Source organism: Streptomyces sp. NBC_00414 (assembly GCF_036038375.1).
GTDB lineage: Bacteria > Actinomycetota > Actinomycetes > Streptomycetales > Streptomycetaceae > Streptomyces.
In genome coordinates this window covers 3,234,311-3,260,434 of record NZ_CP107935.1, presented here as the reverse complement: position 1 = coordinate 3,260,434, position 26,124 = coordinate 3,234,311, and the positions used below count along the sequence as shown (strand labels likewise).

The following is a 26,124-nucleotide window of genomic DNA, read 5'->3' as shown; positions in this document are numbered from 1 at the left end:
TGGGTGACGAGTACGGACATGCGTACGGAAGCAGAGGACTCGGGACCCAGCGGCTACGCGGCGGCCCGGCTGCGCCTCCTCCAGGAGGGGGCGCGGTCCGGGCCGCCGCGCCGTTCGGCCCTCGCCGAACTGACCGACGACTGGCTCACCGGTCTCTTCGACGCGGGCGCCGACAAACTGCGCGGCATCTCGCTCGTCGCCGTCGGCGGCTACGGCCGCGGCGAGCTCTCCCCGCGCAGCGACCTCGACCTGCTGCTCCTGCACGACGGCAGCGCCGACCCGGGCGCGGTGGCCTCCCTCGCCGACCGCATCTGGTATCCGATCTGGGACCTCGGCCTCGACCTCGACCACTCCGTCCGCACCCCCGCCGAGGCCCGCAAGACGGCCGGCGAGGACCTCAAGGTGCAGCTCGGACTCCTCGACGCCCGCCACATCGCGGGCGACCTCGGCCTGACCGCCGGACTGCGCACGGCCGTCCTCGCCGACTGGCGCAACCAGGCGCCGAAACGTCTCCCCGAACTCCAGGAACTGTGCGCCGAGCGCGCCGAGCGCCAGGGCGAACTGCAGTACCTCCTCGAACCCGACCTCAAGGAGGCGCGCGGCGGACTGCGCGACGCCACCGCCCTGCGCGCCGTCGCCGCCTCCTGGCTCGCCGACGCCCCGCGCGAGGGACTCTCCGAGGCCCGCAAGACCCTGCTCGACGTCCGTGACGCCTTGCACCTCGCCACCGGCCGCGCCACCGACCGCCTCGCCCTCCAGGAACAGGACCAGGTCGCCGCGGAACTCGGCCTCCTGGACGCCGACACCCTGCTGCGCCAGGTGTACGAGGCCGCCCGCGTCGTCTCGTACGCCAGTGATGTCACCTGGCGCGAGGTGGGGCGCGTGCTGCGCTCGCGCGCCGTGCGGCCGCGGCTGCGCGCCATGCTGGGCGGTGGCAAACCGGCCCCCGAACGCTCCCCGCTGGCGGAGGGTGTCGTCGAACAGGACGGCGAGGTCGTCCTCGCCCGCGCCGCCCGACCCGACCGCGACCCCGTGCTGCCGCTGCGCGCCGCCGCCGCTGCCGCCCAGGCGGGCCTGCCGCTCTCGCTGCACGCGGTCCGCCGCATGGCCGCCGCGGCCCGACCGCTGCCCACCCCGTGGCCCGCCGAGGCCCGTCAGCAACTCATCACGCTGCTCGGCTCCGGCCCCTCGACCATCGAGGTCTGGGAGGCACTGGAGGCGGAGGGCCTGATCACCCGGCTGCTGCCCGACTGGGAGCGCGTCCGCTGCCGGCCGCAGCGCAACGCCGTCCACATCTGGACCGTCGACCGCCACCTGATCGAGACGGCGGTCCGCGCCGCCGAGTTCACCCGGCGCGTCCACCGCCCCGACCTCCTGCTGGTCGCCGCCCTGCTGCACGACATCGGCAAGGGCTGGCCCGGCGACCACTCCGTGGCCGGCGAGATCATCGCGCGGGACGTGGCGGCCCGCATCGGCTTCGACCGCACCGACGTGGCCACCCTCGCCGCGCTCGTACGCCATCACCTGCTGCTCGTCGAGACGGCGACCAGGCGTGACCTGGAGGACCCGGCGACCGTGCGCGCGGTCGCGGAGGCCGTCGGATCGCAGGGCACGCTGGAACTCCTCCACGCGCTCACCGAGGCGGACGCGCTGGCCACCGGTCCGGCCGCCTGGTCCTCGTGGCGGGCGTCCCTCGTCGCGGACCTGGTGAAGCGGGTCTCCGCCGTGCTCGCCGGGGACGACCCCGAGGAGCCCGAGGCCGCGGCGCCCACCGCCGAACAGGAACGGCTCGCCATCGAGGCGTTCCGCACCGGCGGCCCCGTGCTCGCGCTGCGTGCCCAGACCGAACCGCCCACCGAGGAGCCCTCCGAGGACCGGGATCCGGAGCCCCTCGGTGTGGAACTGCTCATCGCGGTACCGGACCAGAAGGGCGTCCTGCCCGCCGTGGCCGGTGTCCTCGCCATGCACCGGCTCACCGTGCGGACCGCGGAACTGCGGGCGTTCGAACTGCCCGACGGTGTCTCCGGCTCCGTACTTCTCCTCGACTGGCGGGTCGCCGCCGAGTACGGGTCCCTGCCGCAGGCCGCCCGCCTGCGCGCCGATCTCGTACGCGCCCTCGACGGCTCCCTCGACATCACCGGACGCCTGGCCGAGCGGGACGCCGCCTACCCGCGCAGGCGGGGCATCGTCGCGCCGCCGGCCCGGGTGAGCGTGGCCGCCGCCGCGTCCCGGCTCGCCACCGTCATCGAGGTGCGCGCCCACGACGCCCCCGGGCTGCTGCACCGCATCGGGCGTGCGCTGGAGAACGCGCAGGTCCGGGTGCGCAGCGCCCATGTCTCCACGCTGGGCGCGAACGCGGTGGACGCGTTCTACGTGACCGGGCCCGACGGGTCCCCGTTGCCGGGGGAGCAGGCGGCGTCGCTGGCGCGGGCTTTGGAGGACACGTTGCGGGAGTAGATGTCCGGCCGGGACCGGTTGTTCCATGGCTGCGGGCCGGTCGTGGCTGGGCGCGCAGTTCCCCGCGCCCCTGACGGGGCGCACCTGGGGCGTCCGTTCGCTGGACGGAAGCCCGTGACGACGGGGTGGAGACCCTTTCCGGTGTGGGCAGATACTCTGGAGGGCGGACCTGCCCCCCTGCCCCCTACTTGAGGATTCGCGACCGCCGTGTTCGACACTCTCTCCGATCGCCTCGCAGCGACATTCAAGAACCTTCGCGGCAAGGGGCGCCTGTCCGAGGCGGACATCGACGCCACCGCGCGCGAGATCCGTATCGCCCTGCTGGAAGCGGACGTCGCGCTGCCGGTCGTCCGGGCCTTCATCAAGCAGGTCAAGGAGAGGGCCCTCGGGGCCGAGGTCTCGCAGGCGCTCAATCCCGCCCAGCAGGTCATCAAGATCGTCAACGAGGAGCTCGTCGGCATCCTCGGCGGCGAGACCCGGCGGCTGCGCTTCGCCAAGCAGCCGCCGACCGTGATCATGCTCGCGGGCCTGCAGGGTGCCGGTAAGACCACCCTCGCCGGAAAGCTCGGCAAGTGGCTGCAGGGCCAGGGCCACGCCCCGCTGCTCGTCGCCTGCGACCTCCAGCGCCCGAACGCGGTCAACCAGCTGAGCGTCGTCGGCGAGCGCGCGGGCGTCGGCGTCTACGCGCCCCAGCCGGGCAACGGCGTCGGTGACCCGGTCCAGGTCGCCAAGGACTCCATCGAGTACGCGAAGCAGAAGCAGCACGACGTCGTCATCGTCGACACCGCGGGCCGCCTCGGCATCGACACCGAGCTGATGCAGCAGGCCGCCGACATCCGCGACGCGGTCTCGCCCGACGAGATCCTCTTCGTCGTCGACGCGATGGTCGGCCAGGACGCGGTCAACACCGCGGAGGCCTTCCGCGACGGCGTCGGCTTCGACGGCGTGGTCCTCTCCAAGCTCGACGGCGACGCGCGCGGTGGTGCGGCGCTCTCCATCGCGCACGTCACCGGCCGCCAGATCATGTTCGCCTCCAACGGCGAGAAGCTGGACGACTTCGACGCGTTCCACCCGGACCGCATGGCGTCCCGCATCCTCGGCATGGGCGACATGCTCACGCTGATCGAGAAGGCCGAGCAGACCTTCTCGCAGCAAGAGGCCGAGCAGATGGCCGAGAAGCTGGCCTCCAAGAAGGGCCAGGACTTCACGCTCGACGACTTCCTGGCCCAGATGGAGCAGGTCAGGAAGATGGGCTCCATCTCCAAGCTGCTCGGCATGCTGCCCGGCATGGGCCAGATCAAGGACCAGATCAGCAACCTCGACGAGCGCGACGTCGACCGCACGGCCGCGATCATCAAGTCGATGACTCCGGCCGAGCGCCAGGACGCGACGATCATCAACGGCTCGCGGCGCGCCCGTATCGCGAAGGGTTCCGGTGTCGAGGTCAGCGCGGTCAAGGGGCTCGTCGAGCGGTTCTTCGAGGCCCGCAAGATGATGTCCCGCATGGCCCAGGGCGGTGGCATGCCGGGGATGCCCGGGATGCCTGGCATGGGCGGCGGGGCCGGCCGGACGAAGAAGCAGCCCAAGAAGAGCAAGGGCAAGCAGCGGTCCGGGAACCCGATGAAGCGCAAGCAGCAGGAGGAAGAGGCTGCGGCTCGGCGGGAGGCCGGGGGGCAGGCGGGCGGCGCGCTCGGCCTGCCGGGCGGCCAGCAGCAGCCGCAGAACTTCGAACTCCCCGACGAGTTCAAGAAGTTCATGGGCTGATTCTTCGCCACCGGCCTCGGGGCACCTCGGGGGCGCTGCCCCCGAACTCCCTTCGTCCTCGGACGCCGGACGGGCTGAAACGTATTCAGCGCGTCCGGCGTCCGAGGACGAGCGCGAAGCGCGACAGGGGGGTCCGGGGGCGCAGCCCTCAGGTCCGAGCGATCAGATACCGGAAGACGTTCGGCATCCACACCGTCCCGTCCCGCCGTTTGTACGGATGCAGAGCCTCCCGCACCTCCTTGTCGACCTGTTCCGGATCCGTGGCCGCGACGGCGGCGTCGAAGAGCCCTGTGGACAGCAGCCCACGCACCGCGTTGTCCACGTCCGCGTACCCGAAGGGGCAGGCGACCCGCCCGGACCCGTCGGGCCGAAGGCCGGCCCGCTGGGCGACCTCCTCCAGGTCGTCACGCAGAGCGGGGCGCCAACTGCCCGTACCCCGCAGGGGATCCGCCAGCTTGGCGGCGACCCGAAGCACCGAGGACGTGGCACACCGTTCCGGAGGCCCCCAGCCCGCGAGGACCACGGGAACCCCTAGGCCGACGAGCGGACTCGCCGCGGCCAGCGCCCCGGCGAGACCTTCGGAGTCGCCGGCCACGCACCCGACCGGCTCGAAAGCGGTCACCAGGTTGTACGCCGCCGCAGCCCCGTCGTCGTCGATGTCGGCCGGCTCCCCGTCCGTCAGCCGGGCACCGGCACGCGCACGCGTGCCCCATGCCTCGGGCAGCAGGCGCTCGCGAGCGAGTGCCAGTCGCTCCGGCGCGTGGGCCTGCAGTCCGGTGACCGAAGCGCCCCGCGCCGCAGCCATCAGCAGCGCCAGGCCGGACCCGCAGCCGAGCCCCAACAGCCTGGTCGAGGAGCCCACTTCGAGTCGCTCGTAGACGGCCTCGTAGAGCGGAACGAGCATCCGCTCCTGAATCTCGGCCCAGTCACGCGCGCGTGCCCACTGATCCACCTGGGGCGTGGCCCCCGAGTGAGGTAGGTGCTGCCGCACGAGCGTAGGTGTCATCGAATGTGCCCCAATCCGCCGAGAGTTGCGTTTGTGCCCCGTTCCTTCACCCCCGTGCAGTGCGCTCGCACTCCCCCCGTATGCCAGGAAACTCCGCGCTCGTCGTGGCGTCCAGGGGTTACGGAGCCCGGTTTGCGTACCATCGGCGCGCGCCGCGAAAATTCACATACCGGCAACATGTGCGCCTTGTGTTCCTGGACGACCGGCGGGCGAGCGCTGTTTGCCGGCAGATGCGCCCGCGCAGTGGGTGGCCTGTTCACGTCGCACGGCGATGACAGTGGGTTGCGCGTGCCACCGCGCCCCGCCCTGTACGGGACACGGGTCCCGCCGCGGAGGACGACGATGCGGTTCCGGCCAAGGTCCGCGAGTGCGGCGACCGGCTGCCGAGGGGATCGGTGAGGGGTCCGCGAGGGGGCGATGAGGGACCGGTGAGGCCACTGCCGACGGCGGCCGGGCGGGCGTCCCGTCGGTCACCCCCGGCACGGAGGGGAAACGGGCTCGCCGGGCGCGCGGTGACCGTACGGTGTCTGGTGGCCGGGGACGGGCCGGTGCCCCGGGCCGACGGCGGACCCGGTAACGTCGCCGTCGTGGCCCCTGCCTACTGGGCCCCGGCATTCCGCCGCAACAAGGACCGAAACGCCTCTTGCGCATTCGATGACCCCAGGTGCCCCGGCGCGCAGACAGCGCCTACTGGCCCGGACGTACACGTCACTACGTACCGGCTGGGTGCGAACTGTGAGGCTTCTCCGCAGATCAGCGCACCCGCCCTCGTCAGGACGCATCAGCGGCAACTGACGGGTACGTGCAAAATATTTGGGATGCCCCGGAATAGGAACACAGAGGCACCTCGGCTCGTTGTCATTACGTGAGCACGACACCACCTGTTCTCGCCGCAGAGCTGGCAGGGGCGTGGGCCGACATTCAGCGGCACCACCCCGAGCTGCCCGATCTTGCCGCGCCAGAGTCCCTGATCGGGGAGTCGTCGTCCGCCTGCGGACACGAACTCTCCTTCGAACGACTGCTTCACGAGGCAGTCCACGGCATCGCCGCCGCCCGAGGAGTCCGTGACACCTCCCGCGCCGGCCGGTACCACAACCGCAGATTCCTCGCGATCGCCGAGGAGTTGGGTCTGGACCACCCCGAGGAGCCGCATCCCAGCAGCGGATTCTCGCTGGTCACGCTCAACCCCGAGGCGAAGCGGCGCTACCGCCCGACGATCGAGCGGCTCCAGCGCGCCCTCAAGGCGCACACGGTCGCGACCGCCGCGGACACGGCCCAGAGCTTCAGGGGTCCGGCCGCCCGGCACGGCTCCTCCGGAGGGGGCGTGCGCGTGAAGGCGGTCTGCGACTGCGGACGCAACGTCCGCGTCGTTCCGTCGGTCCTCGCGCAGGCGCCGATCGTGTGCGGAGGGTGCGGGAAGCCGTTCCGCATTCCGGAGGTGGTCGGCGCGGCAGCGGGCTGAGCGGACAGCCGACGCAGCGGCGGGCCGTCGTCCCGCCGGGGTGGTGCAGAAGAGCGCGGCGGCACTTCGTGGGTGCCGGGTCGTGCGGTGGCCCACCTCGACGGCGACACCCGTGCCGGGCCCTGCGGCGGGCCGGCCGGGGGCTGCCCGGGAGCCGCCCGGGGTCGGTACGCCCGGGTCGAGGGGCCCTTCAGGGTGTGGCAGAATGGTCAGCTGTACTCGCAGCCGCACAGGACCCCTCTCTCCTCCGGCTGACGCGTCCATCGGGCACTCGGGTACCGCAACCCCACGCGGCAATCTCGCCGTGCCCAACCCCGTCAAGACCAGGAGACACCACTTCCGTGGCAGTCAAGATCAAGCTGAAGCGTCTGGGCAAGATCCGCGCGCCTCACTACCGCATCGTCGTCGCCGACTCCCGTACCCGCCGTGACGGCAGGGCCATCGAGGAGATCGGCCTGTACCACCCGGTGCAGAACCCGTCGCGCATCGAGGTCGACTCCGAGCGTGCGCAGTACTGGCTGGGTGTCGGCGCACAGCCGACCGAGCCCGTTCTCGCCATCCTCAAGCTGACCGGCGACTGGCAGAAGCACAAGGGCGAGCCCGCCCCGCCGCCGCTGCTCGTCGCCGAGCCGAAGGCCGCGCGCCCGTTGTTCGACGCCCTGGGCGGCGACGACGACAGCAAGGGCGAGGCCATCACGCAGAAGAAGAAGGCTGAGAAGAAGGACGAGGCTGCCGCCGAGTCCGCGTCGACCGAGGCCTGAGCATGCTTGAGGAGGCTCTTGAGCACCTCGTGAAGGGCATTGTCGACAACCCGGACGACGTACAGGTCGCCTCGCGTGACCTGCGTCGTGGACGCGTTCTTGAGGTCAGGGTTCACCCCGACGACCTCGGGAAGGTGATCGGCCGCAACGGCCGCACCGCGCGCGCCCTGCGAACCGTGGTAGGCGCCATCGGCGGACGAGGTGTCCGCGTCGACCTCGTCGACGTGGATCACGTCCGCTGAAGTAACACGCAGCACCGGCTCGGGCCGGGGAGGGCCTCTGGGCCGTCCCCGGCCCGTGGTCGTCCACGCGGCGGAGCAGTGGACACACGACAGGAGATCAAGCAAGTGCAGCTGGTAGTCGCGCGGGTGGGCCGGGCCCATGGCATCAAGGGCGAGGTCACCGTCGAGGTACGTACCGACGAGCCGGAGTTGCGGCTCGGGCCCGGTGCCGTCCTGGCCACGGACCCCGCCTCGGCCGGTCCGCTGACCATCGAGACCGGACGGGTGCACAGCGGTCGTCTCCTGCTGCGCTTCGAGGGAGTACGTGACCGCAACGCCGCCGAGGCGCTGCGCAACACCCTGCTGATCGCCGAGGTCGACCCGGACCAGGTGCCCGAGGACCCGGACGAGTACTACGACCACCAGCTCATGGACCTGGACGTCGTCCTGAAGGACGGCACCGAGGTCGGACGGCTCACCGAGATCTCGCACCTGCCGTCCCAGGACCTCTTCGTGGTCGAGCGGGCGGACGGTTCCGAGGTGCTGATCCCCTTCGTCGAGGAGATCGTCGTCGAGATCGACCTGGAGAAGCAGCGGGCCGTCATCGACCCGCCGCCCGGTCTGATCGACGACAGGGCGGAGATCGCCTCCGCCAGGGACGCGGACGCCGAAGCCGAGGGTTCCTCGGGCTCATCGGGCTCCTCCGGCGAGGCGGAAGGCGCCTCCGGCGCGGGCGGCCCCTCGGGAGCCGACGCCTGATGCGGCTCGACGTCCTCACGATCTTCCCCGAGTACCTGGACCCCCTGAACGTCTCCCTCATGGGGAAGGCACGCGCGCGTGGACAGCTGAATGTGCACGTGCATGATCTGCGGGAGTGGACCTACGACCGGCACAACACGGTCGACGACACCCCGTACGGCGGCGGGCCCGGCATGGTCATGAAGACCGGGCCCTGGGGCGACGCACTGGACTCCGTCCTCGCCGACGGCTACGAGACGGACTCCCACGGGCCCGTCCTGGTCGTCCCCACGCCCAGCGGCCGTCCCTTCACCCAGGAACTCGCCGTCGAGCTCTCCGAGCGCCCCTGGCTGGTCTTCACGCCCGCCCGCTACGAGGGCATCGACCGCCGCGTCATCGACGAGTACGCGACCCGTATGCCCGTGTACGAGGTCTCCATCGGCGACTACGTGCTGGCCGGCGGCGAGGCGGCCGTCCTCGTGATCACGGAGGCCGTGGCCCGGCTGCTGCCGGGCGTCCTCGGCAACGCCGAGTCGCACCGGGACGACTCGTTCGCGCCGGGAGCCATGGCGAACCTCCTGGAGGGCCCGGTCTACACGAAGCCGCCCCAGTGGCGCGGCCGGGAGATCCCCGACGTGCTGGTCAGCGGCCACCACGGCAAGATCGCCCGCTGGCGCCGGGACGAGGCACTGCGGCGGACCACCGCCAACAGGCCGGACCTCATCGAGCGCTGCGACCCCGCCGCCTTCGACAAGAAGGACCGCGAGATGCTCTCCATCCTCGGCTGGCAGCCCGGCCCCGACGGCCGATTTGGGCGCAGGCCCGACACCGTGGAAGAATAGGCGGCTGCTGTACGTCGTCCGGCGTGCGCCCCTGCCACAGGGGGACACGACGCCCGCCCCGGCGAGAACAGCCCCCTTCTGGAACCACCGACTTCCGTCGATGACCTGTGGCATCGCCGAAGAAAGCAGACGATCATGTCCAACCTGCTCGCGTCCGTCGATGCAGCGTCGCTGCGCAGCGACGTCCCGGCCTTCCGCCCGGGTGACACCGTCAACGTCCACGTCCGCGTCATCGAGGGCAACCGCTCCCGTGTGCAGCAGTTCAAGGGTGTAGTCATCCGCCGCCAGGGCGCCGGTGTCCGCGAGACCTTCACGGTCCGCAAGGTCTCCTTCTCCGTCGGCGTCGAGCGCACCTTCCCGGTGCACACCCCGATCGTCGAGAAGATCGAGCTCGTCAGCCGCGGCGCCGTGCGCCGCGCGAAGCTCTACTACCTCCGTGAGCTGCGCGGCAAGGCCGCGAAGATCAAGGAGAAGCGCGACAACTGAGCCAGCGCCGGGTCCCTCGTGCGGGCCGGATAGCATCTGGCCCACATGGACGCCGAAGCACAGCACACGGAGCGCGACCGCTCCTCCCACCCCGCAGTGTCCGAGGAGATCTCGGACACACAGGGGGTGGAGGGACGGTCGCGTTTCGCGTTGGTGGACCGGGTCGCCGACCGGGTGCCGGGCGGGCGTATCAGCCTGACCGTGCTGTTCTGTCTGCTTTCCCTGCTGCTGCTCACCCGGTTCGTGATCCAGCCGTTCCAAATTCCCAGTGGCTCGATGGAGCCCGGATTGAGGATCGGGGACCGCGTTCTCGTAAATAAGTTGGCGTACCGTTTCGGTGCTGAGCCGAGGCGCGGTGACGTCGTCGTGTTCGACGGCACCGGTTACTTCGGCGACGCCGACTACATCAAACGTGTCGTCGGCGTGGGGGGAGACCATGTGGTCTGCTGCGACAGGCAGGGGAGGATCGAGGTGAACGGCCGCTCGGTCGACGAGTTGACGTTTCTGTACCCGGGGAACGAGCCGTCCGAAGTGCCCTTCGACGTCGCCGTCCCCGACGGGACCCTCTTCGTCCTCGGTGACCACCGCGGCGACTCCAGCGACTCCCGCGACCACCTCGGCTCCCCGGGCGGCGGCATGATCCCCGTCGGCGACGTGATCGGCAGAGCCGACTGGATCGCCTGGCCCCTGGGCCACTGGACCGGCCTCGAACGCGCCGACGGCTACGCGCGCGTGCCCGCCGCCGCGGGCCCGCTCCTCCCCGGGTCGAGCGGGCGGGAAGCCGTGGACGGTGTCCATGGGTAACCGCGGCAAGCCCCGCGGCACCCACAGTGCCGCGGAGGACCTCCTGCCCACGGGCTCCCGGCGCACGGGCGGCCCCGTGATGCCCGGCCGGGCCGACCGCCGCAAGCTGGCCCGGCGGGTCAAGCGGCGCAGACAGCGCTCCGCGGTCAAGGAGATACCTCTTCTGATCGGGGTGGCGCTGCTCATCGCGCTCGTCCTGAAGACGTTCCTCGTCCAGGCCTTCGTGATCCCCTCGGGTTCCATGGAGCAGACGATCCGGATCGGTGACCGCGTCCTGGTCGACAAGCTCACTCCGTGGTTCGGTTCGAAGCCCGAGCGCGGCGACGTCGTCGTCTTCAAGGACCCCGGCGGCTGGCTGGAGGACGAACAGCCGACGGCGAAGAAGGAAGACCCCATCGTCGTCAAGCAGGTCAAGGAGGCGCTGACCTTCATCGGCCTGCTGCCCTCGGACAACGACCGGGACCTGATCAAGCGGGTCGTCGCGGTCGGCGGTGACACCGTCAAGTGCTGCGACACCCAGGGGCGCGTCACCGTCAACGGCATGCCGCTCGACGAGCCCTACATCAACCCCGGCGACAAGCCCTCCTCGCTCGTCTTCGAGGTGAAGGTGCCGGCGGGGCGCCTGTGGGTGATGGGTGATCACCGGTCCAACTCCGCCGACTCCCGTTTCCACCGCGACGAGAAGGGCGGCGGCACGATCTCCGAGGACGTCGTGGGCCGTGCCATGGTCATCGCCTGGCCCATCGGACACTGGACCCGGCTCAAGGAACCGGACACCTACGCGTCCGTGCCGGACGTGGCCGGCGGAGCGACCACCGCACTCGACACGTCGCATAGGGTGGCCACCGCGGATCGATACGGATTGATCCCGCTCCCGACCCCTGCGGAACTCCCGCTCGTTATGGGAGTGGTGGGCCTGCGTCGTATCCGGCGCGGGCGGCGGCACGGAGTGAGGAGTGGATGTGGGGGATTTGGCGGTCGGCGCACGATCCGGACACGAGGGGCCCGAGGAACGACCGGGACGATCCGAAGAGTCGGTCCCGCCGGTCGGCGAGGACGCCGTGCCCTCCGGTGACGATTCCGGGGACGGCGACGGCAGGGACGGGCGGGACTCCGAAGGAGCTTCTCCGGCGCCGAAGAAGCAGCGGTCCTTCTGGAAGGAACTTCCCCTGCTCATCGGCATCGCGCTGGTCCTCGCGCTGCTGATCAAGTCCTTCCTGGTGCAGGCGTTCTCGATCCCCTCGGACTCGATGCAGAACACCCTGCAGCAGGGTGACCGCGTCCTCGTCGACAAGCTGACCCCGTGGTTCGGCTCGGAGCCCGAGCGCGGCGAGGTCGTCGTCTTCCACGACCCCGACAAGTGGCTGGCGGGCGAGCCGACGCCCAATCCGAACGCGATCCAGACGGCCCTCAGCTGGATCGGCCTGATGCCCTCCTCCGAGGAGAAGGACCTCATCAAGCGTGTCATCGGCGTCGGCGGCGACACCGTCGAGTGCAACGGCACCGGCCCGCTGAAGGTCAACGGCAAGGCGCTGAACGAGCCCTACGTCTACCCGGGCAACACGCCCTGCACCGTGGACGACGGCGGCGGCCAGTTCAAGGTGAAGGTTCCCGAAGGCAAAATCTGGGTCATGGGCGACCACCGGCAGAACTCGCTGGACTCCCGCTACCACCAGCAGGACAAGCACAGGGGCTTCGTGCCCGTGGACAACGTGGTGGGCCGCGCGGTCGTCGTCGCCTGGCCGCCGACCCGCTGGTCCACGCTTCCGGTGCCGGACACCTTCGACCAGAACCTCACCGCCGCCGCTCCGGGCGCGTTCGCGCTCGTGGGCGCCGTGCCGCTGGTGCTGTGGCGCAGGCGTCGCCTTACCGTCGGGAACACCAGGGTTTCTGGGTCGCGTACCGCCGGGTAGGGTGCCGTCCCAGACGCCGATCTTCCGCTGCCCGGACCTGGGCCGCGAGGTCGATTCTCCGAGTTGGGGAGCACTGGGATGAGCGGGACAAGTCGTACGGACGAGGGCCACGGACGGCTCGGCAGCAAGCTGTCGGGGCTGGCCGTGGCCCTCGGCTGTGTCCTCTTCCTCGGCGGCTTCGCCTGGGGAGCGGTCGTCTACCAGCCGTACACCGTGCCGACCGACTCGATGTCGCCGACCATCGCGGGCGGCGACCGGGTGCTCGCCGAGCGGATCGACGGTTCCGAGGTGCAGCGCGGTGACGTCGTCGTCTTCAAGCAGGCGAGCTGGGGCAATCTCCCCATGGTGAAGCGGGTCGTCGCCGTCGGCGGGGACACGGTCGCCTGCTGCACGCAGGACAAGCTGACCGTCAACGGCAAGAAGATCGACGAACCGTATCTGCCGAAGGGCAGTGCGGCCGAGTCGTCCACGATCCCCTCCATCGAGGTGCCCAAGAACCGGCTCTTCCTGCTCGGCGACGAGCGCAGCGGTTCGCTGGACTCCACCGCCCATCTGACGGAGGCGGGCAACGGCACGGTGCCCCGCAGCGCGGTGAACGCGCGCGTCGACGCGGTGGCCTGGCCCATGAACGGCATGCTGGCCCGCCCCACCGGCTTCGAGACGCTCGGCGCCACCTCCGAGCCTGGCCCCCTGCGACTGGTCCTTGCCGCGGTCGTGGCGGGCGCGGTGCTCGTCCTCGGCGGGGCCGCGTACGGGCCGATCGCCAATCGTGCGGGACGCAGGCGCAGCCGTACGGGGTCGAGGGAGCGCGCACTTGCCGGCTGAGGGGTCCCCGTCGGCGGGCGACAGGCCGACCGCGGAGACGGGCGGGACCGGAGCGCTTCCGGCGGTCGGTGACCTCGGTGACCTCGGTGATCTCGGTGAGCTGCGAAAAGTCGCCCGGGTGGTGCTGCTGGACCCGCAGGACCGCATCCTGCTGCTGCACGGCCACGAGCCCGAGGACCGCTCGGACGACTGGTGGTTCACGCCGGGCGGCGGTGTGGAGGGCGACGAGACGCGGGAGGAGGCCGCGCTGCGGGAGCTCGTTGAGGAGACCGGCGTCACCGAGGTCGAGCTGGGTCCGGTGCTGTGGCGGCGGACCTGTTCGTTTCCGTTCGCGGGGCGTCGCTGGCACCAGGACGAGTGGTACTACCTCGGCCGTACGACGCAGACGGCGACCCGGGCCACAGGGCTGACCGAGCTGGAACGGCGCAGTGTCGCCGGAGCGCGCTGGTGGACGTGCCAGGAACTTGCCCGGGCACATGAGACGGTGTATCCGACCAGACTCGCCGAGCTGCTGCGCAGGCTGCTCGACGAAGGGCCCCCGGCCAGGCCCGAGACCCTCGACACGGAAATCGTCTAGGGGCTCGCGGGGCTGGCGCACAATAGGGGGACGCACGGCTGAAGGGGAACATGCCATGAGCGCCGAGGACCTCGAAAAGTACGAGACCGAGATGGAGCTGAAGCTCTACCGGGAGTACCGCGATGTCGTCGGTCTGTTCAAATATGTGATCGAGACCGAACGGCGCTTCTACCTCACCAACGATTACGAGATGCAGGTGCACTCGGTTCAGGGCGAGGTGTTTTTCGAGGTGTCCATGGCGGATGCCTGGGTGTGGGACATGTACCGGCCTGCTCGGTTCGTGAAACAGGTGCGCGTCCTGACATTCAAGGACGTGAACATCGAGGAGCTGAACAAGAGCGACCTCGAATTGCCGAGCAGCTAGGACGGGCTCAAAAGGCCTACGGCGGCCGCTCGTGTGGGTGAGTGAGTTGTCCACAATCGAGCGGCCGTCCACCAAGATCCACTAGCGGATCGTCATGGGCTCAGTGTTGGCGCCGGAGGTGGTGCCGACATGAAGACGTCCGAGGCATCCGAAGTATTCAAAGCGTCCGCGCCGCTCAAGCCGTCAAAGGCGTCCGAGCCGCTGAAGCCGCCCAAGCCGCCCAAGCCGCCCAAGCCGTCACAGGCGTCCAAGCCATCGCAGGCGTCCAAGGCGCGCAACGCACTCGGCAAGTACGGCGAGGACCTGGCCGCGCGGCAGCTGACCGAGGCCGGAATGACGATCCTGCAGCGCAACTGGCGCGCGGGCAGGGCCGGCGAGATCGACATCGTGGCCCGCGACGGCGACGCACTGGTCGTCTGCGAGGTCAAGACCCGCCGTGCGGGATCCTTCGAACACCCGATGGCCGCCGTGACCCCCGTCAAGGCCCGACGCCTGCGCGGCCTCGCCGAGCGCTGGCTGCAGGAACACGGGGGAGCTCCACCCGGCGGCGTGCGCATCGACGTCGTGGGTGTTCTGCTGCCCGACCGCGGCGCCCCCGTCGTGGAGCATGTGCGAGGAGCGGCCTGATGGGCTTCGCGCGTACGTGCTCGGTCGCCCTCGTGGGCGTGGACGGTGTCGTCGTCGAGGTACAGGCGGACCTGGAACCGGGGGTCGCGGCGTTCACCCTGGTGGGACTGCCCGACAAGAGCCTGACGGAGAGCAAGGACCGGGTCAGGGCCGCGGTCGTCAACTCCGGAGGCGAGTGGCCGCAGAAGAAGCTCACCGTGGGCCTCAGCCCGGCCTCGGTGCCGAAGGGCGGGAGCGGCTTCGACCTGGCCATCGCGTGTGCCGCCCTCGGCGCCTCCGAGCGCATCGATCCACGCGTGCTCGCCGACATCGTGATGATCGGAGAGCTGGGCCTGGACGGCCGGGTCCGGCCCGTACGAGGAGTGCTGCCGGCCGTGCTGGCCGCGGCCGAGGCGGGATACGAGCAGGTGGTGGTGCCGGAGAGCGCGGCCGCCGAAGCCTCCCTGGTGCCCGGTGTGTCCGTGCTCGGCGTCCGCAGCCTGCGCCAGCTCATCGCCGTCCTCACGGACGAACCGGTGCCCGACGAGGACCCGGACGAGCAGGGCCGCACCGATCCGCTCGCGGGCCTGCGCCTGCCGGGCACCGGCGCGGCCACGGGCATGCACGGCACGAGCGCCGCGCAGTACGACCACGAACACGACCTCGCCGACGTCGTCGGCCAGCTCTCGGCACGGACCGCGGTGGAGGTCGCCGCCGCCGGTGGACACCACCTGTTCCTGGAGGGGCCACCGGGAGCGGGCAAGACCATGCTCGCCGAGCGGCTGCCCGCCATCCTGCCGCCGCTCGGCCGGGGCGAGTCCCTGGAGGTCACGGCGGTCCACTCGGTCGCGGGCCTGCTGCCACCCGGCAAACCCCTGGTCGACGTCGCTCCCTACTGCGCCCCGCACCACTCGGCGACCATGCAGGCCCTGGTCGGGGGCGGCCAGGGGGTGGCACGGCCGGGTGCGGTGTCGCTCGCCCACCGGGGAGTGCTCTTCCTCGACGAGACACCCGAGTTCAGCAGCCGTGCCCTCGACGCACTGCGCCAGCCCCTGGAGTCGGGACACGTGGTGATCGCCCGCAGTGCGGGTGTCGTGCGCTTCCCGGCACGTTTCCTGATGGTCCTCGCCGCCAATCCCTGCCCCTGCGGCCGCTTCTCGCAGCGGGACTCCCTGTGCGAGTGCTCGCCCTCCATGATCCGCCGCTACCAGTCCCGGCTGTCCGGACCTCTGCTGGACCGCGTCGACCTGCGGGTCGAGGTGGACCGCGTCACCCGTTCCCAGCTGACCGAGCGGGGCGCGCGGGGCGAATCCACCAAGACGGTCGCCGACCGGGTCCGGGAGGCCAGAGAGAGGGCCGCCTCGCGCCTGGCGGACACCCCCTGGCACACGAACAGCGAGGTACCGGGCCGCGAGCTGCGCAGCCGGTGGCACGCGTGCCCGGGCGCCATGGACGACGCGGAGCGCAGCCTGGAGCGCGGTGTGCTCACCGCCCGGGGACTCGACCGTGTCCTGCGGGTCGCCTGGACCGTCGCGGACCTCGCCGGCCGTGACCGGCCAGGGGCCGCGGACGTGACCCTCGCGCTGCAACTGCGCACCGGGGTCCCCCGGGGGGTGCCGATGGCGATCGGGGCCTCGTCGTGAGCGGGGACGAGGAGCGGCTCCACCGGGCTCTCCTCACCCGCGTCGTCGAACCGGGGGACGAGGTCTGCGGGCGATGGCTGCGTGAGAGCGGGGCGGGGGAGGTGGTCCGAAGCCTCGCCGGAGGCGGACCACAGCTGCCGGGCGTGACGGACACGCGATGGGCCGGTCTGCGGGCCCGGGCCGAGCGGGCGGATCCGGAGCGGGACCTGGCGCTGGCGCGGGACAGCGGGACCCGGTTCGTGTGTCCCGGCGACCCGGAGTGGCCCGCACAGCTGGACGACCTCGGAGACGCGAGGCCCGTCGGGCTGTGGGTGCGGGGGCGGCCCAGCCTGCGGATATGGGCGCTGCGCTCCGTCGCGGTTGTGGGGTCACGGGCCTGCACCGAGTACGGCGCCCACATGGCGTCGACGCTCGGCGCCGGGCTGGCCGAGCGGGGATGGGTCGTGGTGTCGGGAGGTGCCTACGGAGTGGACGGCGCGACCCACCGAGGAGCGCTCGGGGCGGGCGGCGCCACCGTCGCCGTGCTCGCCTGCGGGGTCGACCGGCCCTATCCACGCGGCCACACACAGTTGATCAGCAGGATCGCCGAACAGGGACTGGTCGTCGGGGAGTTGCCGCCCGGTGACCACCCGACCCCGAGCAGATTCATTCTTCGGAACCGGGTCATCGCTGCGTTGACACGCGGCACGGTGGTCGTCGAGGCGGCGTATCGGAGCGGTGCGTTGGCGACCGCCCGGGCCGCTCAGCGGCTGGGCAGATTCACGATGGGAGTACCCGGGCCGGCCACCAGCGGGCTCTCGGCGGGCGTGCACGAACTCCTGCGCGGGGACGCGGTGCTGGTCACCGACGCCGCGGAAGTGGCCGAACTCGTCGGCGACATGGGCGAGCTGGCCCCGGCCCGGCGCGGACCCGTACTGCCGCGCGACCTCCTGGACGCGGATGCCGCCCGGGTGCTGGCCGCGCTGCCGGCCCGGGAGGCGGCGTCGCGGCAGGAGATCGCCAGGGACGCCGGGACGACCGAGGACGACGCCGTCGCGAAACTGTACGAACTCCGCTCACTTGGGTTCGTCGAACGACACGGCGACGGCTGGAAGTTGACACGCCAGGCCGCTATGTCCATCGGCACGGATCAGGGGTGATGCTGACCGAGCGTGTTCGGCCGTCCGGGCGACCTCCCGAAGTCCTTGGGGTTTCCCGCAGTTGACGCCCCGCGGTGGTCACGCACGGCGATGACCGTGCCTCTGGGGGGCGCCCAGCGGAACGTATCTGCGCACGGTGAGTCCACCACTGTTCGCACACTGCGACTCTCCAGTCACGCTACGCTCACATGGAATCCGACTCAGACAGGCAACTCGACATCAGACCGACAGCTCACGCAGTTACTCACAGTTCACTGCAGAACGGCACAAGGCGACGCATGCCCCAGCACACCTCCGGGTCCGACCGGGCGGCGGTTACCCCCGCCGCCCGTGACGGCGGCGTGCGGCCGCCCGCCCCCTCGACGCTCGACGAGCTGTGGAGGTCCTACAAGACCACGGGCGACGGGCGGCTGCGCGAGCAGCTGATCCTGCACTACTCACCGCTGGTGAAGTACGTCGCCGGCCGCGTGAGTGTGGGGCTGCCCCCCAATGTGGAGCAGGCGGACTTCGTCTCGTCGGGCGTGTTCGGGCTCATCGACGCCATCGAGAAGTTCGACATCGAGCGCGAGATCAAGTTCGAGACGTACGCGATCACGCGGATCCGGGGCGCGATGATCGACGAACTGCGGGCGCTGGACTGGATCCCCCGGTCCGTGCGGCAGAAGGCCCGCAACGTCGAGCGGGCCTACGCGACACTGGAGGCGCGGCTGCGGCGTACGCCGTCGGAGTGCGAGGTGGCCGCGGAGATGGGCATCGCGGTCGACGAACTGCACGCGGTGTTCGGCCAGTTGTCGCTGGCCAACGTCGTGGCTCTGGAGGAGCTGCTGCATGTCGGCGGTGAGGGCGGCAACCGGCTGAGCCTGATGGACACCCTTGAGGACACCGCGGCCGACAACCCGGTGGAGGTCGCGGAGGATCGTGAGCTGCGGCGTTTCCTCGCGCGGGCCATCAATACGCTGCCCGAGCGGGAGAAGACCGTCGTGACCCTCTACTACTACGAGGGGCTCACGCTCGCCGAGATCGGCAATGTGCTCGGGGTGACGGAGAGCCGCGTCAGCCAGATCCACACCAAGTCCGTGCTCCAGCTCCGGGCGAAGCTGGCGAGCTTCGGGCGCTGACTCGGCTGACCCCGCCGACTCCGCCGGCCTCACCGACTCTGCTGCCTCCCGACCGGACGGGCCCTGTCGGCTGTGTCTGCCTCGCCGACTTCGCCGATCTGGCTGACCTCGTTGACCTCGGCGATCGTGCCCTGCCAGGGTGCGGCGGCGCACCTTGCCACGACTTCTCACGTGGGGGCCGACGCCGTCGGACGTGTGGTCCGGGCGGCAGGAATCCTCCCGGCCCGGTAGCTATTGATCGAGCCCTCGCGGACGAGAGTCTCCCGTCCTGGGCGGGGCGTCCGTAAAGTGGGAGCGTGCCAAGGATTCGAGCGGCCTCCGTGGCCGAGCACCGGTCGATGCAGCGAGCCGCCCTGCTGGACGCGGCGCGGTCACTGCTGTCCGAGGGCGGGACGGAGGCCCTGACGTTCCCGGCGCTCGCCGAGCGGACAGGGCTCGCGCGGTCCTCCGTGTACGAGTACTTCCGGTCCCGCGCGGCGGTGGTCGAAGAGCTCTGCGAGGTCGACTTCCCGCTCTGGGCCGCCGAGGTCGAGACCGCGATGTCGCTGGCCGGGACACCCGAGGGGAAGGTCGAGGCGTACGTCCGCCGACAGCTCGCCCTGGTGGGGGACCGGCGGCACCGGGCCGTCGTGGCGATCTCCGCGAGTGAACTCGACGCGGGCGCGCGCGAGAAGATCCGCGCCGCGCACGGGGGGCTCGTCGCGATGATCGTGGAGGCGTTGCGGGACATGGGCCACGAGCAGCCCCGGATGGCCGCGATGCTCCTTCAGGGGATCGCGGACGCGGCGGTGCGAAGGATCGAGATCGGCGCGGCCGAGGAACCCGGAGTCATCACCGAGGCCGCGGTCGCGATGGCCCTGCGAGGCGTGAGCGGCTGAGCCGCTCCGGCGCCCCGTCCGGTGCCTCTTCGACCCGCCCGGTGGGCCGGTGGTCCCCGCTCGGGCAGCCGGCCCCGAGGACCGAAACGCGCGGACGGTTCGGCGGCCCGGGCCTCGTCGGCAGGAGGTGCGGTCGTCGGTCCAGGCTCGGGGACTCCCGTGACCGGCAGCAGACGTGACGGACCCCTGGTCAGCAGCCACGGGGGCAGCAGGGACAGCGGGTCCAGATAGGCGTCCCCACGGAGCAGGCCCCAGTGGAGGCACGCCGTCGGGCAGTGGGACGTCGGCAGCTCCAGTACGCCCACCACCTCGCCCGCGGCCACCTCGGCACCCTTCTTCACCGTCGCCCGCACCGGTCCGTACGTCGTGCGCAGGGGCGGGGAACCCGTGCCGGTCAGCTCGACCGAGACGACCCCGCGGCCCGCGACCCGGCCGGCGAAGGAGACGCGGCCGGGAGCGACGGCCCGGACCGGGGTGCCGGGGGCCGCGGTGAGATCGACGCCCCGGTGGCCCCGGCCGTAGGCCGTCGCCGGCGGCTCCCAGCCGCGCACCACCGGCGGGCGCGACCCCACCGGCCAGGCGCGGCCGACGGCAGGGACCGGCGGGGCCACTCCATCGGACCCGCCGACAGCACTTCCGCCGGAACCGCCGACAGAACCCCCACCGGGACCTCCGGCCGGGTCGCCGTCGCGGGCGGTGGCCGCGGGACCGCCCAGGACGAGGCCCAGCAGGAGGCCCAGCACCAGCACGGCGGCCGACGTCAGGGCGGGCCGCCACACCGGCCGCGTACGAAGAAAACGATCTGCTCGCATGCGAGAACGGTGCCTCGAACGATCCGGAAAAGGGGATCATGGCCGGGATCTGTGGAGTACCCGTCGGTTGTGGACAACGGCGTCATCCGGCGCCTCGCGGGTCCCGTACACTTCTTGTGGCGATCCGGGTCACCGGGTCGACTTCGCACGCCCCGGCATCCGGCCCTAGAACAGCCGATGTCAGCGCCCCTCGGTCCCTCGTGGCAAGGCGCAATGCGGGCGTCAGGCGCGACCGCCGTCCGGTGGTCGCGGCACAACCGAGCACACCAAGGAGTACGGCCATGGCCGTCGTCACGATGCGGGAGCTGCTGGAAAGCGGCGTCCACTTCGGTCACCAGACCCGTCGTTGGAACCCGAAGATGAAGCGTTTCATCTTCACGGAGCGCAACGGCATCTACATCATCGACCTGCTCCAGTCGCTGTCGTACATCGACCGCGCCTACGAGTTCGTCAAGGAGACCGTCGCCCACGGCGGCACGGTCATGTTCGTCGGCACGAAGAAGCAGGCGCAGGAGGCCATCGCCGAGCAGGCGACCCGCGTCGGCATGCCCTACGTGAACCAGCGCTGGCTGGGCGGCATGCTCACCAACTTCTCGACCGTCTACAAGCGCCTGCAGCGCCTCAAGGAGCTTGAGCAGATCGACTTCGAGGATGTGGCCGCGTCCGGCCTCACCAAGAAGGAGCTGCTCGTCCTCTCCCGCGAGAAGGCCAAGCTGGAGAAGACCCTCGGCGGTATCCGCGAGATGTCCAAGGTGCCCAGCGCCGTCTGGATCGTGGACACCAAGAAGGAGCACATCGCGGTCGGTGAGGCCCGGAAGCTCAACATCCCGGTCGTCGCCATCCTCGACACCAACTGCGACCCCGACGAGGTCGACTACAAGATCCCGGGCAACGACGACGCGATCCGCTCCGTCACCCTGCTCACCCGCGTGATCGCCGACGCCGTCGCCGAGGGCCTCATCTCCCGTTCCGGTGCCGGCAAGGCCGCCGAGGGTGACAAGGCCGCGGGCGAGCCGCTCGCCGCGTGGGAGCGCGACCTGCTCGAGGGCGGCGAGAAGAAGGCCGACGAGACCGCTGCCGAGGCGCCCGCCGCCGACGCTCCGGCCGCTGACGCCGAGGCGCCCGCCGCCGAGGCCCCGACTGAGGCTCCCGCCGCCGAGGCCCCCGAGGCTGAGGCTCCGGCCGCCGCTGAGGCTCCCGCCGAGGCCGAGGCCGAGAAGCCGGCCGCGGCCGAGCAGGCCTGACGATCCAGCGTCACGGTTGAGTGAGGGCGGGCGGCGCCTCGTGCGTCGCCCGCCGTTCACCCCCAGCCCGTAGATCTTCGGTGGACGCCCGCCCGATCAGCGGCGGACGCCGACTCCGAGACTTCGAACTCCGAGAAGAGATTCACAGATCATGGCGAACTACACCGCCGCCGACGTCAAGAAGCTCCGTGAGCTCACGGGCGCCGGCATGATGGACTGCAAGAAGGCGCTCGACGAGGCCGACGGCAACGTCGACAAGGCCGTCGAGGCGCTGCGCATCAAGGGCCAGAAGGGCGTCGCCAAGCGCGAGGGCCGCTCCGCCGAGAACGGCGCCGTGGTCTCCATCATCGCCGACGACAACACCGCCGGTGTCCTGGTCGAGCTGAAGTGCGAGACGGACTTCGTCGCCAAGAGCGAGAAGTTCCAGGTCGTCGCCAACCAGATCGCCGAGCACGCCGCCGCGACCTCCCCGGCCGACATCCAGGCGCTCCTCGCCTCGGAGATCGAGTCCGGCAAGACGGTCCAGGCGTTCGTCGACGAGGCCAACGCGAACCTGGGCGAGAAGATCGTCCTCGACCGCTTCGCCCAGTTCTCCGGCGCCTACGTGGCCGCGTACATGCACCGCACCATGCCCGACCTGCCCCCGCAGATCGGTGTCCTGGTCGAGCTGGACAAGGCCGACGCCGGCCTCGCCAAGGGCATCGCGCAGCACATCGCCGCCTTCGCGCCGAAGTACCTCTCCCGTGAGGACGTTCCGGCCGAGGTCGTCGAGTCCGAGCGTCGCGTCGCCGAAGAGACCACGCGCGCCGAGGGCAAGCCCGAGGCCGCGCTCCCGAAGATCGTCGAGGGTCGCGTCAACGGCTTCTTCAAGGAGGCCACGCTCCTCGGCCAGCCGTACGCGCTCGACAACAAGAAGTCCGTCCAGAAGGTCCTGGACGAGGCCGGTGTCACCCTGAAGCGCTTCTCGCGCATCAAGGTCGGCATCTGAGTCCGTACCGCGATCGACGCGCGATCCCGCTAGGGTCGACAGCAGTCGTCCGTAGTGGTCGCGTATCCCGCCGCCCGCGGACGCGCGGACGGCAGCAGATCTGACGAGGAGGCCATTGCCGAGCATGGGATGCGAACAACACCCCACCGGCAGTGGCCTTCTTCGTATGTGCGACACGTATGCGCGACACGTAGAAGAGGCGAGATCTCCATGACCACCACCAAGGCCGCCGACAAGGACGAAAAGAGCGACTCCGGAAAGGGCTCCGGCCGCTTTCTGCTCAAGCTTTCCGGCGAGGCGTTCGCCGGTGGCGGAGCGCTCGGCGTCGACCCCGACGTGGTGCACAAGATGGCCAGGGAGATCGCCGCGGTGGTCCGCGGCGGTGCCCAGATCGCCGTCGTCATCGGCGGCGGCAACTTCTTCCGCGGAGCCGAGCTCCAGCAGCGCGGCATGGACCGGGCCCGCTCCGACTACATGGGCATGCTCGGCACGGTCATGAACTGCCTCGCCCTCCAGGACTTCCTGGAGAAGGAGGGCATCGACTCGCGCGTGCAGACCGCCATCACCATGGGGCAGGTCGCCGAGCCGTACATCCCGCTGCGGGCCGTGCGCCACCTGGAGAAGGGCCGTGTGGTCATCTTCGGTGCCGGGATGGGCATGCCGTACTTCTCCACGGACACCACCGCCGCCCAACGCGCTCTGGAGATCGACGCCGAAGCGCTGCTGATGGGCAAGAACGGGGTGGACGGGGTCTACGACTCCGACCCCAAGACCAACCCCGGAGCGGTCAAGTTCGACGCGCTCAGCTACGGCGAGGTCATCACTCGCGACCTGAAGGTCGCCGACATGACCGCGATCACCCTGTGCCGTGACAACAAGCTCCCGATCCTCGTCTTCGAGCTTCTCGCAGAGGGCAATATCGCTCGGGCGGTCAAGGGTGAGAAGATCGGCACGCTTGTGGGTGACCAGGGCAGTCGGGCCTGACCGGGGGATGGACAATGTCCCGCCGGTCGGGAACGGTTCAGGAATAAGACGCGACGCAGCCGGCCGCCTAACCGCCAGGGAACCGCAGCCGGGCCTACTCAAGACACGCAGGAGCAAGTGGTGATCGAAGAGACCCTCCTCGAAGCCGAGGAGAAGATGGAGAAGGCCGTCGTGGTCGCCAAGGAGGACTTCGCCGCGATCCGCACAGGCCGTGCGCACCCGGCGATGTTCAACAAGATCGTGGCGGACTACTACGGCGCGTTGACCCCGATCAACCAGCTGGCCTCGTTCTCGGTGCCCGAGCCGCGTATGGCCGTGGTGACCCCGTTCGACAAGAGCGCGATGCGCAACATCGAGCAGGCGATCCGCGACTCCGACCTCGGCGTCAACCCGAGCAACGACGGCAACATCATCCGGGTGGTGTTCCCCGAGCTCACCGAGGAGCGCCGCAAGGACTACATCAAGGTGGCCCGCACCAAGGCCGAGGACTCCAAGATCTCGATCCGTTCCGTGCGCCGCAAGGCCAAGGACGGCATCGACAAGATGATCAAGGACGGCGAGGTCGGCGAGGACGAGGGCCGCCGCGCGGAGAAGGAGCTCGACGACACCACCGCGAAGTACGTCGCGCAGGTGGACGAGCTGCTCAAGCACAAGGAAGCAGAGCTGCTCGAAGTCTGATGAACGACTCTTCCTGGGGGGCACCGCCACAAGCCGGGTACTGGGGGCCGTCCGACCAGGGGCCTGTCCAGGGGGCTGCCCCGGCGGGTCCCGCGTACGATGCGCACAACGCGCAGCAGACTCGCCCCATGCCCATCGTGCCCGACGTACCCGCGCATGGCGGAGACCAGGATGACGACCGGGGGGCTGCTCGGACGGGCGGCCCCCTGTTCCGCGACGAGACGCCGCCGACGCCGCCCCACCAGGCACCGTCGCAGAATCCGCAGAATTCGCAGGAGCCCATGACCAGCGCCGCACAGCCCGCACCCGCGCCGCAGAAGAAGAGCGCGGGCCGCGACCTGGGCGCTGCCATAGGGGTCGGTGTCGGGCTCGGCGTGGTGATCGTCGCGTCGCTGTTCGTCGTCAAGGCCGCCTTCGTCGGCGTCATAACGGTCGCCGTCGTGGTCGGTCTGTGGGAACTCACGTCGAGGCTCGCGGAGCGCAAGGACATCAAGGCCCCGCTCGTGCCGCTGGCGCTGGGCGGCGCGGCGATGGTCATCGCCGGATACGTCCGGGGGCCCGAGGGTGCCTGGGTGGCGATGGCGCTCACCGCGCTCGCGGTCCTGGTCTGGCGGATGACGGAACCGCCCGAGGGCTACCTCAAGGACGTCACCGCGGGAGTCTTCGCGGCCTTCTACATCCCGTTCCTCGCCACCTTCGTGGCGATGATGCTGACCGCGGACGACGGCGCGTGGCGTGTGCTCACGTTCCTGATGCTGGCCGTGGTCAGCGACACGGGGGCGTACGCCGTCGGGTGGCGCTTCGGCACACACAAGCTCGCCCCGCGCATCAGCCCCGGCAAGACCCGCGAGGGCCTGCTCGGCGCGATCGCCTTCGCGATGGTGGCGGGCGCGCTGTGCATGCAGTTCCTGATCGACGACGGCACCTGGTGGCAGGGGCTGCTCCTCGGCCTCGCGGTCGCGGCCAGCGCCACACTCGGCGACCTCGGCGAGTCGATGATCAAGCGGGACCTGGGGATCAAGGACATGGGCACCTTGCTCCCGGGCCACGGCGGAATCATGGACCGCCTGGACTCACTGCTGCCGACCGCTCCGGTGGTCTGGCTGCTCTTTGTGATCTTCGTCGGATCGGGCTGATCGAACCGAGCGCGCCGTATGCGTCAGGGAACCCCCGGCCGATCAGGGCCGGGGGTTCTCGGCGTCCGGGCCCGCCGAACCCGCTGCCGGGTCGTACTCGTGTGCCCGGCCGCCCTGCCACGTCACCCACCGCGGGTCGTCCAGCAGCTCCCAGGCGTCCGGCAGACCCGCGCGGCGCAGGAACTCCACCACGTCGGTGTCGCCGTGGGCGAGGCCGAAGACCTGGCCCCGGACGGTGACCCGGCGCCCGCGGGCGCCCGTCATGCGGTGCACGACGATGGGGGCCGTGCTCGTGTCGTCGGATTGCGGCCGTTCGCCGTTCACAGCACACCCAGGTCGTTGTCGGGCCGGCAGTAGGGGCACGCGGTGACGCCGTCCTGCGTGAGCGCCCGGAGCGCCTGCTCGCGGGGCAGCGGCCTCGTGTTCTTGCCGGCCATGCCGCAGTCGCTCGTATGGACGGCGTCGGGGCTGGGTCTGCCGCCCGCTCGCCGCATCGCGAGCTTCCAGCCGGGCGTGGGCGAGGGCGGTGTGCGTGCCGTACGGGCCGTGGCTGCCTCCTGACGTTCGAGCTCGGCGATGGTGTCGTCTGTACGGCGCAGCTGCCAGGCCAGCCATTCGCGGACGCTGCGCAGACGATCCAGGCGAGGCACTTTATCGGACACGCGTTCGATTCTAGGT

Annotated in this window: 27 protein-coding genes and 1 pseudogene; 24 read left to right on the top strand and 4 right to left on the bottom strand. The window is 70.8% G+C overall.

Annotation, left to right across the window (positions count from 1 at the left end; genetic code table 11):
* Positions 1 to 3 precede the first annotated feature (3 nt).
* Positions 4 to 2,457 carry a [protein-PII] uridylyltransferase gene (locus tag OHS59_RS13840; protein ID WP_328493710.1) on the top strand — a complete coding sequence of 818 codons (2,454 nt, stop codon included), beginning with the start codon at positions 4 to 6 and terminating at the stop codon, positions 2,455 to 2,457.
* 207 nt (positions 2,458 to 2,664) lie between these two features.
* The gene (gene ffh / locus OHS59_RS13835; protein WP_328493709.1) at positions 2,665 to 4,221 is read left to right on the top strand and encodes a signal recognition particle protein; all 1,557 of its coding nucleotides are present in this window, start codon (positions 2,665 to 2,667) and stop codon (positions 4,219 to 4,221) included.
* A gap of 148 nt (positions 4,222 to 4,369) precedes the next feature.
* On the opposite strand, the gene OHS59_RS13830 is transcribed toward ffh, so the two are convergent.
* Positions 4,370 to 5,227, bottom strand: coding sequence for an SAM-dependent methyltransferase (locus OHS59_RS13830; RefSeq protein WP_328493708.1), 858 nt, complete (start codon positions 5,225 to 5,227; stop codon positions 4,370 to 4,372).
* 865 nt (positions 5,228 to 6,092) lie between these two features.
* Here OHS59_RS13830 and OHS59_RS13825 point away from each other — a divergent pair.
* From OHS59_RS13825 to OHS59_RS13745, 17 genes are all read left to right on the top strand, one after another.
* Entirely contained in the window at positions 6,093 to 6,689 is a 597-nt protein-coding gene (locus OHS59_RS13825; RefSeq protein WP_149515389.1) for a hypothetical protein, read from the top strand.
* Positions 6,690 to 7,030: 341 nt separating this feature from the next.
* Positions 7,031 to 7,450 (top strand): 30S ribosomal protein S16, encoded by a 420-nt coding sequence (rpsP, locus tag OHS59_RS13820; protein WP_328493707.1) that lies wholly within the window; start codon positions 7,031 to 7,033, stop codon positions 7,448 to 7,450.
* Positions 7,451 to 7,452: 2 nt separating this feature from the next.
* A complete protein-coding gene (locus tag OHS59_RS13815; protein ID WP_005479813.1) occupies positions 7,453 to 7,692 on the top strand; it encodes an RNA-binding protein in 240 nt (79 codons plus the stop codon).
* 105 nt (positions 7,693 to 7,797) lie between these two features.
* Complete coding sequence (rimM, locus tag OHS59_RS13810) at positions 7,798 to 8,430, top strand: ribosome maturation factor RimM (protein WP_328493706.1); 633 nt, start codon at positions 7,798 to 7,800, stop codon at positions 8,428 to 8,430.
* Entirely contained in the window at positions 8,430 to 9,251 is an 822-nt protein-coding gene (gene trmD, locus OHS59_RS13805) for a tRNA (guanosine(37)-N1)-methyltransferase TrmD (RefSeq protein ID WP_328493705.1), read from the top strand. The genes rimM and trmD overlap by 1 nt, the downstream gene beginning before the upstream one ends.
* A 135-nt stretch (positions 9,252 to 9,386) precedes the next feature.
* Positions 9,387 to 9,737 (top strand): 50S ribosomal protein L19, encoded by a 351-nt coding sequence (gene rplS / locus OHS59_RS13800; protein WP_107021806.1) that lies wholly within the window; start codon positions 9,387 to 9,389, stop codon positions 9,735 to 9,737.
* A 45-nt stretch (positions 9,738 to 9,782) separates the two neighbouring features.
* On the top strand, positions 9,783 to 10,541 hold the full coding sequence (lepB, locus tag OHS59_RS13795) for a signal peptidase I (protein WP_328493704.1): 759 nt from the start codon (positions 9,783 to 9,785) through the stop codon (positions 10,539 to 10,541).
* Positions 10,534 to 11,616 carry a signal peptidase I gene (gene lepB, locus OHS59_RS13790; protein WP_328493703.1) on the top strand — a complete coding sequence of 361 codons (1,083 nt, stop codon included), beginning with the start codon at positions 10,534 to 10,536 and terminating at the stop codon, positions 11,614 to 11,616. Before lepB (OHS59_RS13795) ends, lepB (OHS59_RS13790) begins: the two co-directional genes overlap by 8 nt.
* Entirely contained in the window at positions 11,504 to 12,454 is a 951-nt protein-coding gene (lepB, locus tag OHS59_RS13785; protein ID WP_328493702.1) for a signal peptidase I, read from the top strand. Before lepB (OHS59_RS13790) ends, lepB (OHS59_RS13785) begins: the two co-directional genes overlap by 113 nt.
* A 78-nt stretch (positions 12,455 to 12,532) precedes the next feature.
* On the top strand, positions 12,533 to 13,279 hold the full coding sequence (gene lepB / locus OHS59_RS13780) for a signal peptidase I (protein WP_328493701.1): 747 nt from the start codon (positions 12,533 to 12,535) through the stop codon (positions 13,277 to 13,279).
* A gap of 100 nt (positions 13,280 to 13,379) precedes the next feature.
* Complete coding sequence (locus OHS59_RS13775; RefSeq protein ID WP_328499196.1) at positions 13,380 to 13,856, top strand: NUDIX hydrolase; 477 nt, start codon at positions 13,380 to 13,382, stop codon at positions 13,854 to 13,856.
* A gap of 55 nt (positions 13,857 to 13,911) precedes the next feature.
* A complete protein-coding gene (locus OHS59_RS13770; RefSeq protein WP_055510545.1) occupies positions 13,912 to 14,220 on the top strand; it encodes a DUF2469 domain-containing protein in 309 nt (102 codons plus the stop codon).
* 201 nt (positions 14,221 to 14,421) lie between these two features.
* Positions 14,422 to 14,847, top strand: a complete 426-nt coding sequence (locus OHS59_RS13765; protein ID WP_328499195.1) for a YraN family protein — start codon at positions 14,422 to 14,424, stop codon at positions 14,845 to 14,847.
* Positions 14,847 to 16,469: a YifB family Mg chelatase-like AAA ATPase gene (locus tag OHS59_RS13760; RefSeq protein ID WP_328493700.1), complete on the top strand. Its 1,623-nt coding sequence runs from the start codon at positions 14,847 to 14,849 to the stop codon at positions 16,467 to 16,469. The genes OHS59_RS13765 and OHS59_RS13760 overlap by 1 nt, the downstream gene beginning before the upstream one ends.
* Entirely contained in the window at positions 16,466 to 17,608 is a 1,143-nt protein-coding gene (gene dprA, locus OHS59_RS13755) for a DNA-processing protein DprA (RefSeq protein WP_328493699.1), read from the top strand. The genes OHS59_RS13760 and dprA overlap by 4 nt, the downstream gene beginning before the upstream one ends.
* Positions 17,609 to 17,886: 278 nt before the next feature.
* Positions 17,887 to 18,726: an RNA polymerase sigma factor WhiG gene (gene whiG / locus OHS59_RS13750; RefSeq protein ID WP_328493698.1), complete on the top strand. Its 840-nt coding sequence runs from the start codon at positions 17,887 to 17,889 to the stop codon at positions 18,724 to 18,726.
* 320 nt (positions 18,727 to 19,046) lie between these two features.
* Positions 19,047 to 19,604, top strand: a complete 558-nt coding sequence (locus OHS59_RS13745; RefSeq protein WP_328499194.1) for a TetR/AcrR family transcriptional regulator — start codon at positions 19,047 to 19,049, stop codon at positions 19,602 to 19,604.
* A 143-nt stretch (positions 19,605 to 19,747) separates the two neighbouring features.
* On the opposite strand, the pseudogene OHS59_RS13740 reads toward OHS59_RS13745, so the two are convergent.
* Positions 19,748 to 20,416, bottom strand: a pseudogene (locus OHS59_RS13740) (peptidoglycan DD-metalloendopeptidase family protein); the annotation flags it as partial.
* A 281-nt stretch (positions 20,417 to 20,697) separates the two neighbouring features.
* On the opposite strand from OHS59_RS13740, the gene rpsB reads away from it, so the two are divergent.
* From rpsB to OHS59_RS13715, 5 genes are all read left to right on the top strand, one after another.
* Positions 20,698 to 21,660, top strand: coding sequence for a 30S ribosomal protein S2 (gene rpsB / locus OHS59_RS13735; protein WP_328493697.1), 963 nt, complete (start codon positions 20,698 to 20,700; stop codon positions 21,658 to 21,660).
* Between the two features lie 151 nt (positions 21,661 to 21,811).
* Positions 21,812 to 22,648 (top strand): translation elongation factor Ts, encoded by an 837-nt coding sequence (tsf, locus tag OHS59_RS13730; protein ID WP_328493696.1) that lies wholly within the window; start codon positions 21,812 to 21,814, stop codon positions 22,646 to 22,648.
* Positions 22,649 to 22,858: 210 nt separating this feature from the next.
* A complete protein-coding gene (pyrH, locus tag OHS59_RS13725) occupies positions 22,859 to 23,632 on the top strand; it encodes a UMP kinase (protein ID WP_328493695.1) in 774 nt (257 codons plus the stop codon).
* Between the two features lie 120 nt (positions 23,633 to 23,752).
* A complete protein-coding gene (gene frr / locus OHS59_RS13720; RefSeq protein WP_107021830.1) occupies positions 23,753 to 24,310 on the top strand; it encodes a ribosome recycling factor in 558 nt (185 codons plus the stop codon).
* Positions 24,310 to 25,446 carry a phosphatidate cytidylyltransferase gene (locus OHS59_RS13715; protein WP_328493694.1) on the top strand — a complete coding sequence of 379 codons (1,137 nt, stop codon included), beginning with the start codon at positions 24,310 to 24,312 and terminating at the stop codon, positions 25,444 to 25,446. Before frr ends, OHS59_RS13715 begins: the two co-directional genes overlap by 1 nt.
* Before the next feature lie 42 nt (positions 25,447 to 25,488).
* Here OHS59_RS13715 and OHS59_RS13710 read toward each other — a convergent pair whose 3' ends face one another.
* Both OHS59_RS13710 and OHS59_RS13705 read right to left on the bottom strand, forming a co-directional pair.
* Complete coding sequence (locus OHS59_RS13710; protein ID WP_328493693.1) at positions 25,489 to 25,710, bottom strand: hypothetical protein; 222 nt, start codon at positions 25,708 to 25,710, stop codon at positions 25,489 to 25,491.
* 56 nt (positions 25,711 to 25,766) lie between these two features.
* Positions 25,767 to 26,108 carry a DUF6233 domain-containing protein gene (locus OHS59_RS13705; RefSeq protein ID WP_328493692.1) on the bottom strand — a complete coding sequence of 114 codons (342 nt, stop codon included), beginning with the start codon at positions 26,106 to 26,108 and terminating at the stop codon, positions 25,767 to 25,769.
* Positions 26,109 to 26,124: the final 16 nt, after the last annotated feature.